General features: G+C 36.8%; 14 protein-coding genes and 1 pseudogene. 8 read left to right on the top strand and 7 right to left on the bottom strand.

From position 1 onward, the window contains the following. Positions 1 to 54 precede the first annotated feature (54 nt). The 6 genes from KTI78_RS06035 to KTI78_RS06010 all read left to right on the top strand — a co-directional run bounded on the left by KTI78_RS06035 (position 55) and on the right by KTI78_RS06010 (position 5,379). On the top strand, positions 55 to 681 hold the full coding sequence (locus tag KTI78_RS06035; protein WP_262445533.1) for a 2'-5' RNA ligase family protein: 627 nt from the start codon (positions 55 to 57) through the stop codon (positions 679 to 681). After that, positions 669 to 1,187 (top strand): bifunctional adenosylcobinamide kinase/adenosylcobinamide-phosphate guanylyltransferase, encoded by a 519-nt coding sequence (gene cobU / locus KTI78_RS06030; RefSeq protein WP_262445532.1) that lies wholly within the window; start codon positions 669 to 671, stop codon positions 1,185 to 1,187. The genes KTI78_RS06035 and cobU overlap by 13 nt, the downstream gene beginning before the upstream one ends. 1 nt (position 1,188) lies before the next feature. Beyond that, positions 1,189 to 2,250, top strand: a complete 1,062-nt coding sequence (cobT, locus tag KTI78_RS06025) for a nicotinate-nucleotide--dimethylbenzimidazole phosphoribosyltransferase (RefSeq protein WP_262445531.1) — start codon at positions 1,189 to 1,191, stop codon at positions 2,248 to 2,250. Further along, a complete protein-coding gene (locus tag KTI78_RS06020) occupies positions 2,237 to 2,836 on the top strand; it encodes a histidine phosphatase family protein (RefSeq protein ID WP_262445530.1) in 600 nt (199 codons plus the stop codon). The genes cobT and KTI78_RS06020 overlap by 14 nt, the downstream gene beginning before the upstream one ends. A gap of 124 nt (positions 2,837 to 2,960) precedes the next feature. Next, positions 2,961 to 4,529 carry a histidine-type phosphatase gene (locus KTI78_RS06015; RefSeq protein WP_262445529.1) on the top strand — a complete coding sequence of 523 codons (1,569 nt, stop codon included), beginning with the start codon at positions 2,961 to 2,963 and terminating at the stop codon, positions 4,527 to 4,529. Positions 4,530 to 4,635: 106 nt separating this feature from the next. Beyond that, positions 4,636 to 5,379, top strand: a complete 744-nt coding sequence (locus KTI78_RS06010; RefSeq protein WP_262445528.1) for an adenosylcobinamide-GDP ribazoletransferase — start codon at positions 4,636 to 4,638, stop codon at positions 5,377 to 5,379. A 72-nt stretch (positions 5,380 to 5,451) separates the two neighbouring features. On the opposite strand, the gene KTI78_RS06005 is transcribed toward KTI78_RS06010, so the two are convergent. Together KTI78_RS06005 and KTI78_RS06000 are read right to left on the bottom strand one after the other, a co-directional pair. Then, positions 5,452 to 6,561 carry a 3-deoxy-7-phosphoheptulonate synthase gene (locus KTI78_RS06005; protein WP_025470309.1) on the bottom strand — a complete coding sequence of 370 codons (1,110 nt, stop codon included), beginning with the start codon at positions 6,559 to 6,561 and terminating at the stop codon, positions 5,452 to 5,454. Positions 6,562 to 6,657: 96 nt separating this feature from the next. Further along, positions 6,658 to 7,545, bottom strand: a complete 888-nt coding sequence (locus tag KTI78_RS06000; protein WP_239968656.1) for a sulfite exporter TauE/SafE family protein — start codon at positions 7,543 to 7,545, stop codon at positions 6,658 to 6,660. 61 nt (positions 7,546 to 7,606) lie between these two features. On the opposite strand from KTI78_RS06000, the pseudogene KTI78_RS05995 reads away from it, so the two are divergent. Next, a pseudogene (locus KTI78_RS05995) lies at positions 7,607 to 7,722 on the top strand (hypothetical protein). On the opposite strand, the gene KTI78_RS05990 reads toward KTI78_RS05995, so the two are convergent. The 4 genes from KTI78_RS05990 to KTI78_RS05975 all read right to left on the bottom strand — a co-directional run bounded on the left by KTI78_RS05990 (position 7,697) and on the right by KTI78_RS05975 (position 12,025). Next, complete coding sequence (locus KTI78_RS05990; RefSeq protein ID WP_262445527.1) at positions 7,697 to 7,978, bottom strand: DUF1634 domain-containing protein; 282 nt, start codon at positions 7,976 to 7,978, stop codon at positions 7,697 to 7,699. The pseudogene KTI78_RS05995 and the gene KTI78_RS05990 sit on opposite strands and share 26 nt — an antisense overlap. After that, positions 7,975 to 9,531 carry a PepSY-associated TM helix domain-containing protein gene (locus tag KTI78_RS05985; RefSeq protein ID WP_262445526.1) on the bottom strand — a complete coding sequence of 519 codons (1,557 nt, stop codon included), beginning with the start codon at positions 9,529 to 9,531 and terminating at the stop codon, positions 7,975 to 7,977. The genes KTI78_RS05990 and KTI78_RS05985 overlap by 4 nt, the downstream gene beginning before the upstream one ends. Beyond that, positions 9,524 to 9,823, bottom strand: a complete 300-nt coding sequence (locus tag KTI78_RS05980) for a hypothetical protein (RefSeq protein WP_239968662.1) — start codon at positions 9,821 to 9,823, stop codon at positions 9,524 to 9,526. Before KTI78_RS05980 ends, KTI78_RS05985 begins: the two co-directional genes overlap by 8 nt. Positions 9,824 to 9,889: 66 nt before the next feature. Continuing rightward, a complete protein-coding gene (locus tag KTI78_RS05975) occupies positions 9,890 to 12,025 on the bottom strand; it encodes a TonB-dependent siderophore receptor (protein WP_262445524.1) in 2,136 nt (711 codons plus the stop codon). Positions 12,026 to 12,245: 220 nt separating this feature from the next. Between KTI78_RS05975 and lpxB the strand changes: the two genes are divergently transcribed. Beyond that, a complete protein-coding gene (lpxB, locus tag KTI78_RS05970; protein ID WP_262445523.1) occupies positions 12,246 to 13,421 on the top strand; it encodes a lipid-A-disaccharide synthase in 1,176 nt (391 codons plus the stop codon). A gap of 31 nt (positions 13,422 to 13,452) precedes the next feature. Here lpxB and KTI78_RS05965 read toward each other — a convergent pair whose 3' ends face one another. Beyond that, entirely contained in the window at positions 13,453 to 14,322 is an 870-nt protein-coding gene (locus KTI78_RS05965) for a DUF2797 domain-containing protein (protein ID WP_262445522.1), read from the bottom strand. Positions 14,323 to 14,354 lie beyond the last annotated feature (32 nt).

Genomic DNA, 14,354 nt, shown 5'->3' with positions numbered 1-14,354 from the left:
ACGAAACATAAATGATTTTGAATTAAAGCTGTGCTGCTAAAACCTTCGACTTTCATGGTGCCAACATCTATACGGGATTATTCTGAATGGCACCTTGGGCGTCAAAATTATGCTTTATGGTATTTAGAAATTAATGATCAAAAATTAGTTAACTATCTAAATACTTTACGTGCGCATTTTTCAGAGTTGTTATTAGAACCCAATCTTCGTCAATTTCATGTCACATTGTTTATATGTGGATTTTTAACTAACGAGACTAAAACTTATAGTGATGACTTTAGTTTCAGTGAATTTGAGCAGCAAAGCGAAACTTTAAAAAAAGAAAATATTGCACCATTTCGATTAAAAATTGGTTCAGTTGATAGTTTTACTAGTGCTTTATTTGTAGAAATCCAAGACACTGAAAATATCTTATCTCATATACGCCAAAAGCTTGGCCTAGTTTCTAATGAAATTGCGGCTTTAGATTATTGTCCGCACATCACATTAGGGCTATATAAAAAAGATTATAGTAGTGATTTGATTTTACAAAAAATTTTTCAATTACCTGTACAATACAAAAGAGCTGAATTTGACCTTAAAGTTGAGCATTTAACGTTTGGTTATTATCAGGCTCAATCTTTACAAGGTAAATTATATCCATATCAGCATTTGTTTTTAGGTGATTCATGTTGCAATTGATTTTAGGTGGTGCCCGTTCTGGTAAAAGCCGACTGGCTGAACAAACGGCAATATCTATGCAATTAGCTGTCACTTATGTGGCGACGGCGCAAGCGCTTGATCCAGAAATGCAAAACCGAATTATGCATCATCAAAATCAGCGTCCTGCTCACTGGTTTTTGGTTGAAGAACCATTATTTTTAGCAAAAACTCTGCAACGAATTGATCGACCTAACCAAATTATTTTAGTGGATTGTTTAACGCTTTGGCTAACCAATTTGCTAATGTTAGAAGATCAGAATGTTCAACAATTTGAGTGTGAGCAGCTGTTAAAAGTTTTACCCACACTTCAGTCAGAAATCATTTTAGTAAGTAATGAAACTGGGTTGGGGGTGGTGCCACTTGGTGAGATTAGTCGCCGTTTTGTAGATGAAGCAGGAAGGCTACATCAAGCATTAGGACAAATTGCAGATAAAGTTGTGTTTTGTGTGGCTGGTTTTCCAATGATTTTAAAAGGTGAGAAATAAAATGAACTGGTGGTTAGAATCTATAAAGCAACCTAATTTAGATGCAAAACAACAAGCTGAGCACCACCAACTCCAACTCACTAAACCTACTGGTGCCTTAGGTGATTTAGAACTGATAGCAGTTAAACTTGCCAGTTTACAGTCAAATGCATATCCACAAGTTAGCCACCCATGGATTACAATTTTTGCAGGCGATCATGGAGTGGTTGAAGAAAATATCTCTGCATATCCTCAAGCCGTAACTCGTCAAATGCTGCAAAATTTCACGACTGGTGGTGCAGCAATTAGTGTCATTGCCAAATATCATCAAGCTCATTTGCAGGTCATTGATTGCGGTACAGTCGGTGAAGCATACGAATATGCAGGCGTTGAATGTCATTGTATCCGTGCTGGTACTGCAAATTTTGCCAAACAAGCTGCGATGAATGCTGACGAATGTCGTGCTGCTTTAGAGTTAGGTAAAAAAAGCGTAGATATGGCTAAGGCCAATGGCGCAGATATTTATATTGCGGGTGAAATGGGAATCGGAAATACCTGTTCTGCCTCTGCTTTAGCATGCCTTTTATTAAATGATACTGCCGAGCAATTGACTGGAGTTGGTACAGGAATTGGCGCCGATCAGTTAAGACATAAAATTGAAGTAATTGAACAAGCAATCGAGCTTCATCATAAACATGTTATTGGTGATGTTTTCAAAACATTGTGCGCAGTTGGTGGTTTAGAAATTGCAGCAATCGTCGGTGCTTACATTCGCTGTGCGCAAGTGGGGTTACCTATCATTGTTGATGGTTTTATTAGTTCTGTAGCAGCTTTATGTGCAGTACGAATGAATTCTAAAGTACGTGGCTGGATGTTATTTGGTCATCAATCGGCAGAATATGGCCATCAGCGTATTTTACAAGAACTCAATGCTGACCCAATTTTAAAGATGAATTTGCGTTTAGGTGAAGGGAGTGGTGCAGGTGCTGCTTTGGCATTAGTCAAAATGGCATGCGTATTACATAACCAAATGGCTACCTTTGCCCAAGCTGCTGTAAGCGGGGATAAAATTGAGCAAATTTAAAATTGATTTGCTTAGACATGGTGAAAGTCAATATAGCCATACTTTACGTGGCCATTTAGATGATGAGTTAACAGCAAAAGGTTGGCAGCAGATGCATTCAACCATTGAGCAAGTTGCAAGTCAGTCATGGGATGTCATTATAAGTTCCTCATTAAAGCGTTGCGCTTGTTTTGCTGAGCAACTTGCGAAGACAACTGGACTCCCTTTATTTTTAAATCATGACTTAAAAGAAATGTATTTTGGAGATTGGGAAGGCATCTCAACTCAGCAAATTTATGACACCTCACCAGAATTACTGGCAAATTTTTGGCAAAAGCCAAGTCAATATTGTCCACCTCGCGCAGAAACATTGATGGAGTTTCAAACAAGGGTTCTTAAAGGTTTTCAGGATTTACTTGCACATATGCAACAACAAAACTTACAGCATGCATTGGTTGTTACACATGGCGGTGTGATTAAGCTATTGACTTGTTTAGCCAGACAACAATCTTTAGATGAGTTACTCAAAATGCCTGCAGAGCTTGGAAAATTATATTCACTCGAATTTTATGAAAAAGATGATCAATTAAACTTTATATTGATATAGCCTTTTTATATTTCTATACACTTGTAAGTTATTATTTTTATACAGATATTTACTTTAAAGTAATAGAACTGTCATTATTAAAATCTAAGATACGAACATTTCTAATTAATAAACTATCTGACTTATGAATATTTTATTTAAAACAACGATTCTTTCAGCTTCATTATTACTTGCGGCTTGTAACGATAATAATGATCAAGGTGTTCAAAACCCACCGTCTACAAACCAATCAAAATATTATCAAACAAAAACACCTTACCAACCGCAACAAGACTTAAAAAGCTACGAACAAGTGCCAAATGGATTCCAGCCTGTTTTTACTGAGTTAGTAGCACGCCATGGTTCGAGAGGACTCTCAAGTCTGAAATATGATTTAGCACTTTATAATTTATGGAAACAGGCAAAAGCAGAAAATGCCTTAACACCGTTAGGTGAACAATTAGGTGCTGATTTAGAAGCAATGATGAAAGCCAATATCTTATTAGGCTATGGTGTAGAAGGAATCCGCCAGTATGGTTATGGAAACGAAACCATGACTGGTATTTTAGAACACCGTGGCATTGCAGATCGTTTATTACAACGCTTACCAACTCTTTTAAATTCCGAAGCCTCTATATTGGTACAGAGTTCTGGGGTAGATCGTGCGGTTGATAGTGCTAAATTTTTTACTGCTGAACTCATCAAACAACAGTCTCAGCTTAAAGATAAAATTGTTCCAGCGACTTATACTAGTTTATCGAGTGAAAGTGTACCAAGCATTGAAGATGGTGGCGTTGATCGTTTTAAACTTTACTTTCATAGTTTGAATGCAGGTGAGGACTTAAATCAACCACTGAGTGCTAGTCAGCAGAAAATTTATGATGCTAGTCAGGTCTATCAAGATTTTGAAGAAAACAATAAAGATTTAGCCCAAAAGTTGGATGAGTTATCAAAGAATACTCAAGCTGAAAAAATTGCTCAAACAGTACTGAACCCGATTTTTAAAGCAGAATTTATTAAAAAACTTGGTACAACAGGTTATAACTTTAGCAATACCGGATCTTTTACGGTAACTTCCCCAAAAGGTGAGCAAATTACAGAAAAAGGTAAGGGTAAAAATACAATTGCAAGTGCAGTTGATGCAGCAGCTTATGTTTATGAACTCTATTCAATTTCTGGCGGTATGAAAGAAGAGTTAAAAGGTGTTGATTTTGATAAATATATACCGTTAGAAGCCGCAAAGTTTTATGCTGAATTTAATGATGCCAATGATTTTTATGAAAAAGGCCCAAGTTTTACAGAGTCAAATCAAGTCACCCGTGAAATCGCCCAAGGTTTAAAACAAGATCTATTCCAACAAGTTGATGCTGTGGTGAATAAAGCCCAGCCTTATAAAGCCGTTTTACGTTTTGCCCATGCTGAAATTATTATTCCTTTGGCGACCAGCTTAGATTTGCATAATATGATGCAACCTTTGCCACTTCGCCAGACTTATAATTATTCAACAAGTACATGGCGTGGTGAAGTAGTTTCACCTATGGCGGCAAATGTACAGTGGGATATTTATCAAAATAGCCAAGGCAATACTTTGGTCAAAATGCTTTATAACGAAAAAGAGACTTTATTTAAATCTGCTTGTAACTATGCACGTTACACACCAACCAGTTTTTACTACGACTACATTAAATTGAAACAGTGCTATCAAATGCAATAGATTTTCAGTTTTTGAAGTCTTTAATGGGAATAGGGATTGCTATTCCCATTTTTATTTCTTCATAATTCTATTTGTTTTTAAATATAGATCAGTTAGAGACTTGGATATGACACCTTTTTGGATTGCATTGCAATTTTTAACTGTTCTGCCTATTGAACTAAAGACAATACCGACGGCGCAACAAAATGGTCGGGCTATGCTGTTTTATCCACTGGTTGGCCTCATTATTGGTGGCTTACTTTTTATTGTGGCCTGCCTTTTAGCCAAGTTACCTATTCTTTTAGTTGCTGCAATCATACTCACTTTATGGATTTGGCTGACAGGTGGATTGCATTTAGATGGGCTAGCGGATACTGCAGATGCGTGGGTAGGTGGTTTTGGTGACAAGCTGCGTACTTTACAAATCATGAAGGATCCAAGTTGTGGCCCAATTGGAGTACTCAGTTTAGTCATTATTTGTTTACTCAAATTTGCACTGATTTATGTGTTGATTGAACAGCATCAAACGTTATTTTTAGTCTTTGTTCCCATCCTTGGCCGTGTGGTGCCATCTATTTTGTTTTTAACTACGTCATATGTTCGCGAAAAAGGCTTAGGCCGTTCTTTGACAGACCATTTACCCAAAACAGCTGCATGGACAGTAACAGGGTTAGTTCTGCTACTACCTTTTTATTGGGAATGGCAAGGACTTATTGCCATCATTGGTTTTTTAATCAGTCTTGTTTGCTTAAGACATCTGTTTATAAAAAGAATAGGTGGTATTACCGGGGATACAGTCGGTGCAGCGATTGAGCTAAGTGAAACCGTGCTGCTTTTTGCTTTTGTTGTGAGTTATTTTTATTTAATTTGATTTTGAATTTCACCCAAAAATAAAAAAAGCCCTCAAGAATGAGGGCTTAATTTTCAATCTTAAAAATATGAATTAGCGATTTGGCAAAACTTCTTTTAAAGCTTCATGCATTTCAAGCAATGTCTTCTCGGTAGTTTCCCAGTCAATACAGCCATCAGTTACTGATTTACCATATTCAAGATCACAAAGATTTTCAGGAATATCTTGGCGACCACCTTTTAAGTGACTTTCAACCATAATACCGACAATTGATTTATTACCATCTAAAATTTGTTCAGTAATATTTTTAAGCACAAGCGGTTGTAAGTACGGGTCTTTATTTGAGTTGGCGTGACTCGCATCGATCATGATTTTATTGCTAACTTTAGCTTTTGCTAAAGCATTTTCTGCTTCTGCAACCGAGCCTGCGTCATAGTTTGGTTTACCATTACCACCACGTAATACAACGTGTGCATAAGGGTTACCACTGGTATTGATAATTGAAACTTGTCCATCTTCGTTCAAGCCTAAGAAACTATGGCCATATTTAACAGATTGCATCGCATTGGTTGCAACAGTTAAACCACCATCTGTACCATTTTTAAAACCTACTGGTGAAGATAGACCAGAAGACATTTCACGGTGAGTTTGACTTTCGGTTGTACGTGCACCAATCGCAGACCATGAAATTAAGTCTTGGTAATACTGTGGTGAGTTAGGATCAAGTGCTTCAGTTGCACATGGTAAACCTTTTTCATTTAATTCAAGCAACAGCTTACGACCAATACGTAAACCTTTTTCAATGTTAAATGAATCATTCATATCTGGGTCATTGATTAGACCTTTCCAACCAATTGTTGTACGTGGTTTTTCAAAGTAAACACGCATAACTAGATATAGAGTATCTTTAACCTTTTCGCTTAGCGCTTTTAAGCGATCAGCATATTCGTGAGCAGCTTTTGGATCATGAATAGAGCAAGGACCAATAACGACAAACAGACGCTTATCTGAACCATCTAAAATATTACGAATAGTTTCGCGGCCTTTTAGAACAGTTTGTGAAGCAACATCAGATAAAGGAAGTTCTGACTTAAGCTCATTTGGTGTTACAAGAGTTTGAATGCTTTTAATATTAACGTCGTCGATATCTGGCTTTGAAACGGAATTTAAATGTGTAGTCATTGCTGTCACTGGTTCGATCATACTAAAGGTTGTTTTGTGTACTGAATATACCATGAAATAATTATGAAAATACTACATCGCATGGTATTTCAGTTTGGAAAAATCCTATTGATTTTGCTATCTTTCAGTCGGGTTGCTTGTTTTTTCGGCAACCACGGCTTGTTGTTGTACCACAGGTGCTTTCGGTTTTGCTTTGACTGGGTGAACCATAAAGTTAACACCGAGAGCAAATAGGGTAATCCCTAAAATTTTTCGGATTAAACGTTCCGGCATACGAGAGCTAATTAATGTGCCAATGATAATTGCCGGAATCGAACCCACTAATAACCACATTAGAAGGTTAAAGTCGACGTTACCCGCACTCATGTGTCCTAGGCCAGCGACTAAGGTGAGCAATACAGCATGTACAACATCTGATCCGATAATGCGAATCATTGGTAAGTTCGGGAACATGATCACGAGTGCCATAATCCCAAATGCACCGGCACCAACCGAGGAAAGAGTTACGAATACGCCTAAAATGATGCCCATAATCACGATAAAGCTACGTTTTTTATGGATTGCTAACTGCTCATTTTCAGTTTGGATGGTTTCTTTATTACGGAATTTATTAAAGAACTTCTCAATACGAGAACGGAAAATAATAGATACACCTGTTAAAGTCAGCATAAAGCCTAACACCATGGTTAACACAGACTTATAGTGTGTAGACTGACTTAAATAGTGTTCAAGTACCCACGCAGTACCGAAAGATGCAGGAATACTACCTACGGCTAACCATAAAACAATTGGCCAGACAATATTGAGCTTTCTGGCGTGAACCATTGATCCACAAAATTTTGAAATTGCGGCATAAAGTAAATCGGTACCAATTGCGATATGTGGTTCAATTCTAAAAAGACTAATTAAAATTGGCGTCATTAATGATCCACCACCAACTCCTGTAATCCCTACACAGAAACCAACTAACATACCCGCTAGGATAAATTCAAAAGCACCAGACATCTTTATCGCCACTTATCACGAAACGCAGATATCTTATTCCTTTTAGAGATAAACAGTTGTCATGAATAATGATTTACTTATGCAAAAAAAAGCTAAGCAATGAAAATTTTGCTCAGCTTGTACTATTTTTCATCATTTTTAAAGAAAATGATTATTTTGATGACTTTAATGGATTAACTAAAAGTATAAAAATAAAAGTTAATGGCGTTGCGAAGATCCACCAACTCACAAAACCAATTGAAAATTTATATTGGTGAATAAGAATAAATGCACATAAACCAAATAATATGAATGCAGAGGCTTTAAAGAGGCGGTAATACTTTTGAGCCAACAATTTGAAATGTCCTGTTGATTTTGGCGATCTATATTTCTCGCTCGCCATAAACAGCAAATACATTCCTAATAAAATTAAGATGAAAGCTATAACAATCATGAGCTCACCTCAGTATTTAATTTATTCAGTTTTTTTTGAATTTTTTCTACGGCTTTATGCTGAATAGGTTGAATTTTGCAGAATATAAAAATGGCTAATGCTGCAAATATCCACAAAAACACATCTACACGTGCAAAAGTCAAATAATCACTGAAATTTTGTACATAATCATGTTTGACCAAATAACTTAGATTTAAGATTGGAAGTGCAATACTGAGCATAATAAAAAAGCAAAGTTGAGTTCGCCATAAATGCTGCTTTTTAGTGATTAGTGCAGTGATTAAGCTGATTAACCAAACCAAGAAAAAGCTATAAACTTCATAATTAATCGTGGTTGAAGTGACTGTAAATAACCGATTAGCGCTTAAATAGGCGACAGTTGCACAAGGCAATCCAACAAATGCCGCAACATTTAAACGGTCAACTAAATAATGTCCGAAATGAAACTTACTATTTTTATTTTGAATTTGGCGTTTAAGACTCCAAAGTAACAAACCAGAGGCAATCATTACACAGCCTAAAATGCCTGAGAAAAAGAATCCTAAGCGTAGTAAAGGTTGAGCAAATGTCGCCATGTGTAAGCCATAAACACCCGCATTTAGCGTTGCAATAGGACTATTATTACGTGTATCTGCTAAGACTTTGCCAGTTGAAGCATTTAATGTAATTTGAGCCTGATTACGAGTGATGGAGTGATCTTTTTTTTGAAGAAAAGTAATTTGAGCTTGATTAGTATTTGGGTTTTTTACACTAATCGTTGATAAAGGTTGATTACCCCAACTTTGTTGAACTTGGTTTAATAACTTTTCAATCGCTAAGTTTTGAGCAGGCTGAATCGATTGATTCTCAAGTACAGTCTTTGTGCGAATCTCAGTAAAATACTGATAAGGGTTTTGGGGGTAAATTTTTTGCATTCCCCAAGGCAGATATAAATAAAAGAAAATAGCTAAGCCTGTAAAAGTAATGGTTAAAAAGAAGGGTAGTGCAACGACTGAAGAAATATTATGAAAGTCTAACCATGAACGCTGAGACTTAAATGTACGTAAAGTAAAAAAGTCGGTGAATATTTTTTTGTGGGTAATAATGCCTGAAATCAAGGCAATCAGCATAATAAATGCGGCAAGACACACTACTAATCGTCCAACTATGATTGGAATACCAAAAAGTTGATAATGGAAACGGTAAAAAAAATCGCCGCCTAAGGTCGCCGAAAGTTGAAGTTCTTTACCTGTGTTAGCATCAAGCGTGGCATTGCCATAACCGCCGTCAGCTTTTTCCCAGTACATAGTGTTGACGGGACTTTCTTGGGTTGCAACAGTTAAATACCAAGATTTGGCGTCTGGAGCGTTTTTTTGTAAATATTGATATGCTGTTTTAATAGCAATATCTTGCTTTACTTCATATTGTGCAAGTGCAGGTTGCATCCATAAATTAATTTCGTGGCGGTAATAAGATAGGCTACCCATTAAGAAAATGGCAAACACGAGCCATCCAAAAATTAAGCCAGTCCATGAGTGTAGCCATGCCATAGATTGACGTATACCCTTATGCATAACCCACCATATGTGACACAGAAAAGAAAAGGGCGCACAAAATGATCGACAGCCCAGTGAGTTTCAAAAGTGATTGAATGCAGAAACCAGCAATTACAAAGACGACGTAAAATAAAATCGCTATAAATGCCGCGAGATATATAGCTTCAGCTTTGTCGAGGGACAAAAGGAAAATTCCAGTGAGTCCAAGACTTAAAAAGGCCATACAGGCAAAGCCCATACCGAAAACTAGCAAGAATCGATAGAAAACTTTTATACGATATGACACTGGAAGATTTACAGTTTTGGACATCTTGACTGACACATACACAAAGAATAATAAGTAAAGCCAATCCTGAAATTGGGATTGGCTACGATATTAATATTTAAACTTTACAGCAACTGTATAGTTGGCAGAAGGACCATAAAAAGCTTGGCCATCTGGAAAACTATTTAAATATTTTTTGTCAAAAATATTATTACCATTTGCTTGAAGCGTAATATGATCGTTGACTTCATAGCTCGCCATTAGATTGACTAAAGCATATGCATCTTGTTTGATCGTACTTTTAACAGTTGAATCATATAACTTTATCCCATCTTGCCACTGTAAGCCTGCACCAACTTTTAGCTTTGGTAAAACTGGTGGCGTGTAGGTGGTTAGCACGTTAAGTGTCTGGTTTGGATTATAAGTTCTTGCCTCGCCACCATTCTTAATATCTTTAATACTAAATTGAGCATAGCCGAAAGAAAGATTCACATTATTTGTGATTTGACCTGATAAGCCGACTTCTACCCCTTGTGATTCTAAATCACTCGTTGGTACTTTTCGATTAAGTGGATTTCCATCAGAGCTACGTAGAGGGTAATTATTTTGTTCAGTTTTAAATACTGAAAGTGTTCCTGTTAAGCGGTCATCTAGCCATGAGCTTTTTACACCCATTTCATAGCTTTTACCCTCAATAGGTTTTAAAGCTTGATTGGTATCTTTATCAATACCAGTTTGAGGACGGAAAATTGAGGTGTAACTCATATAACCCGTATATTCAGGTGTAAAGTTATAGGTTAGTCCAACATATGGCGAGACTTTACTTTCACGATATGACATTGGAGAGCTATAACTTTCGCCTTTACTTTCAGCTTGAACATAGTTTGCGCCAAGTAAAAGTTTTAAATCTTCATTGAGATGTAAACGTGTCGCCGCATAGATTGAGTTAATATTCTGCTTATAGTTCGCGGCTTCCGTAAAATCTGACCATGTTATAGATTGTGGTGTCCAGCTTGCCCAATCCGTAGTGGTTGCTTTTATAACATTATTATCGTTAATTGTTCCTGTAGATTGTTTGTCTTGCTGATGATTACGTACATAGCTATAGCCTAGAGTTGCCTCATGTTCTCGGTTAAATAGTCTGTAGCTACCTTCGAGATTAAAATCTACGGCATGTTTTTCTTGATGTTCTTGACCACCCCAAGGAGTTAGAGAAACACCTGAACCGTCAGCTTTTGGATAACCATAATAATAAAGAAGACGGCTATTATGCTTCGTATCAAGATAATTGTAAGTTAGCTTAGCCGTCCATAGGTCATTAATTTTTTGTTTTAATTCAACAAAAGCATTTTGTGTTTCATTATCCCAGTGCGCCCAGTCAGGGTTTGGATTATATGAGCGATCATATGAAATTTGTTTACCATTGGCATCTAATAAAGGCAGAGAACCCCAGTTATTTGCATTAGGTTTATTTTGTTCTTGGCTATAACCTGCGGTAAGTAAAGTACTATCTGTTAAATCAGCTTCAATAATACCTGCGAAACCATTTTTCTCAGAAGAATAACGGTCAAGGTAAGAATCACCAGTTTGCTCATAGCCCATAATACGGCCACGTACTTTTCCACTCGGTATGATTGCGCCAGAGACATCAGCTTCATAACGCTGAGTATCCCAAGAACCATAACTTACACCGCCACTTGCTTGGAATTCTTGAGTCGGGCGTTTTCTAATATTATTGATTGTTGCGCTCGGGTCACCGAATGCGTTAGTTAAAGAATCAGCACCTTTAACAACTTCTACACGATCATAAAAATAAGTATCAGGATTCGTATTGTTGTAGTTATAACCTGAGAGGGGAAAACCCACGCCGTCAGTCAATATATTTGAAATCTCAAAGCCGCGAGCCATATAAGTGGTTCGCTCAGTTTCTTGATTAGATACGGTTACACCTGGGGTATTTTTTAAAACATCTCGGGTACTGGTAAGTCCAAAATCTTCAATTTGCTGACGAGTAACGACATTAATGGTTTGAGGAGTTTCTTTAGCCTCAATATTAAGCTTGGTTGCGCTACTCGAATTCTTAACATTATATGCTTTGGTTTGTTCAGAAGACTGCTCAGCATTTGATGCTTTAACTTGGATCGTCTCTAAGGATTGTACCTCTGACTCTTGAGCATGAGAGAGGTTCGCATAACAAATCGCGCAGGCGATTACGGTAAGCTTAAATGGTCGAGGTGGGATATTCATAAGATTAAGGATAATGTAAATAATTCTCATTTATTTTATTGTTTGTAAATGTAAGCTACAATTCAAATTGCATTGTTAATTTAGATTAAAAGATGGTGAATGAATGTAATTTTAGATAGCTTGTGCTGTAGCTGCTCTTGGTAAGTACATATAGATCAAGTTCAAGATTGATAAACCTCTATGCTAGAATGCATTATTTCAAATTCTTGGGTAAATAGCCTTGGCAAACCGAAAACTTAAAATAGGCATTGTAGTTGGGGAAGTTTCTGGAGATACGCTGGGTGTGAAACTTATGCGTAGTTTCCGAGAACAAGGAATCGATGCCGAATTTGAGGGAATCGGTGGTCCTCAAATGATTGCTGAAGGTTTTAACAGTTATTACCCAATGGAAACTCTGTCTGTGATGGGGATTGTTGAGGTCTTAAAAGACTTAAAAAAGCTATTCGCCGTGAGGGATGGTCTAATCAGTCAATGGACTCAAAACCCAGTTGATATTTTTATTGGAATTGATGCACCTGACTTTAACCTCAGACTTTCAAAAAGTATTAAGGAAAAGAATCTTCCAATAAAAACTGTTCAATATGTGAGTCCTTCGGTTTGGGCATGGCGTCAAGGACGTGTTCACGGCATCAAACAGAGTGTCGATTTAGTACTGTGCTTATTTCCTTTTGAAAAAGTCTTCTATGAACGATATGAAGTTCCAGCAGCATTCGTAGGACATCCATTAGCTAAACAATTACCGGTTGAGAATCCGATTCAAATTGCCAAACAACAATTAGGTATTGATGAAAATCAGAAACATATTGCTTTGTTACCAGGTAGCCGAAAAGGAGAAGTGGAACGACTTCTTCCTATGCTGCTGGGTGCTGCTAATATTTTGAATACGAAACATCCAGACATTCAATTTTTGATTCCCGCTATTAATGATGCTCGTAAACAACAGATTGAGCAGGGTGTCGAACAATTAGCACCTCAGTTAAAAGCAAAAATTCATATTTTAGAAAACACGGATAGTGAATCTAAAATTGGCCGTATGGTCATGAATGCGAGTGATATTATCGCTTTAGCATCTGGAACGGCGACATTAGAAGCAATGTTAATGCATCGACCGATGGTGACTTTTTATAAGTTGCATTGGTTAACTTACTTAATTGCCAAGTTTTTAGTGAAAATTCCTTATTATTCTTTACCTAATATTATTGCGGGTAAAAAAGTAATTGAAGAACTTATTCAAGCCGATGCAACAGCAGAAAACTTAGCAGCTGAAATAGAAAAACTGATGAATGTGGAAACTGCTCAAATTCAAGTGATGCAGCATTTAACTATGCATAAACAGCTTATTTCTGGAAATACGGAAGATCCGGTTCAAGTCATCTTAAATGTGCTCGAAAAATAAAAAAAGGCATTCTTATGAATGCCTTTTCTATTTATGCACGTACGATGAGCTCGTAACCCGTATATTTACGAATGTTGATAACACCAATGTCAAAAATTAAATATTGGCCTTTAATACCTTGTAATACACCGCGAATTTTTGGTGTTTTATCCAGATTTAGAGACTTAATTTTTTCAGGATATTGTTCAACAGGGTAAACAAACTCACGTGGTAATTCGTTTTCTAATAATTCAACAGTTTCGTTAAATTCAAGGTTTTGACTGAATTCCTCACGAATAGATTGAATTTTAGGTGCAAACTCTTCAATTAATTGATCACGCTGTTCAATCATATTTAACGGTTCAGCTTCGCCTTTGAGAAGTTTACGCCAATCTGTCTTATCAGCAATTAAAGAGCCAAACATGGTTTCAAGTTGACCAGATAAACGGCGTGATCCAACTTTTAAAATAGGTAAGGCTTGAGTTGCGCCTTGATCTAACCAACGACCTGGCATATGGCTAACGCGGGTAATTCCCACTTTTAAAGCACTAGAGTTTGCCAAATATACAATATGAGGCTGGAAACAAACATTATGGGCAAAATCATCTTCACGACATGTGCCTAAATGATAGTGACATGTTTCAGGTTTCATAATACATAGGTCACATTCTGCTTTAGTTTTAAAACATTTAAAGCAGTGGCCTTGAGAATAAGATTTTGGTGTTTTAGTGCCACAAGAGGTGCAATAAATATTACCTGTCCATTCGATTTCTAGTTCTTGTCCTAAATTAAAAGGAAGATCAATTTCTGAACGGTCTAATACAAATTTGTATTCAACATTTGCCTTGGTTGTCTGTTGATCAGTTACACTAGCATCTTTTAGGTCTGCATGCATTTTATGGCAAATGCCTTGTAGTTCCATAAAGTTTAAACTCACATCTTTCAATTAAGGGT

The sequence above is a fragment of the Acinetobacter sp. WU_MDCI_Abxe161 genome (assembly GCF_025514355.1).
GTDB classification, from domain to species: domain Bacteria; phylum Pseudomonadota; class Gammaproteobacteria; order Pseudomonadales; family Moraxellaceae; genus Acinetobacter; species Acinetobacter pittii_E.
The sequence above is the reverse complement of the archived record's forward strand: the minus strand, read 5'-3'. Positions and strand labels throughout refer to the sequence as shown.

Excerpts from the sequence above, each read along its gene's own strand:
- KTI78_RS05985 (WP_262445526.1), bottom strand. The coding sequence starts at position 9,531 with ATGCATAAGGGTATACGTCAATCTATGGCATGGCTACACTCATGGACT.
- KTI78_RS06010 (WP_262445528.1), top strand. The coding sequence starts at position 4,636 with ATGACACCTTTTTGGATTGCATTGCAATTTTTAACTGTTCTGCCTATT.
- KTI78_RS06035 (WP_262445533.1), top strand. The coding sequence starts at position 55 with ATGGTGCCAACATCTATACGGGATTATTCTGAATGGCACCTTGGGCGT.
- cobU (WP_262445532.1), top strand. The coding sequence starts at position 669 with ATGTTGCAATTGATTTTAGGTGGTGCCCGTTCTGGTAAAAGCCGACTG.
- KTI78_RS06000 (WP_239968656.1), bottom strand. The coding sequence starts at position 7,545 with ATGTCTGGTGCTTTTGAATTTATCCTAGCGGGTATGTTAGTTGGTTTC.
- KTI78_RS05990 (WP_262445527.1), bottom strand. The coding sequence starts at position 7,978 with ATGATTGTTATAGCTTTCATCTTAATTTTATTAGGAATGTATTTGCTG.
- KTI78_RS05975 (WP_262445524.1), bottom strand. The coding sequence starts at position 12,025 with ATGAATATCCCACCTCGACCATTTAAGCTTACCGTAATCGCCTGCGCG.
- KTI78_RS05965 (WP_262445522.1), bottom strand. The coding sequence starts at position 14,322 with ATGGAACTACAAGGCATTTGCCATAAAATGCATGCAGACCTAAAAGAT.
- KTI78_RS06015 (WP_262445529.1), top strand. The coding sequence starts at position 2,961 with ATGAATATTTTATTTAAAACAACGATTCTTTCAGCTTCATTATTACTT.
- cobT (WP_262445531.1), top strand. The coding sequence starts at position 1,189 with ATGAACTGGTGGTTAGAATCTATAAAGCAACCTAATTTAGATGCAAAA.
- KTI78_RS06005 (WP_025470309.1), bottom strand. The coding sequence starts at position 6,561 with ATGATCGAACCAGTGACAGCAATGACTACACATTTAAATTCCGTTTCA.
- KTI78_RS05980 (WP_239968662.1), bottom strand. The coding sequence starts at position 9,823 with ATGTCCAAAACTGTAAATCTTCCAGTGTCATATCGTATAAAAGTTTTC.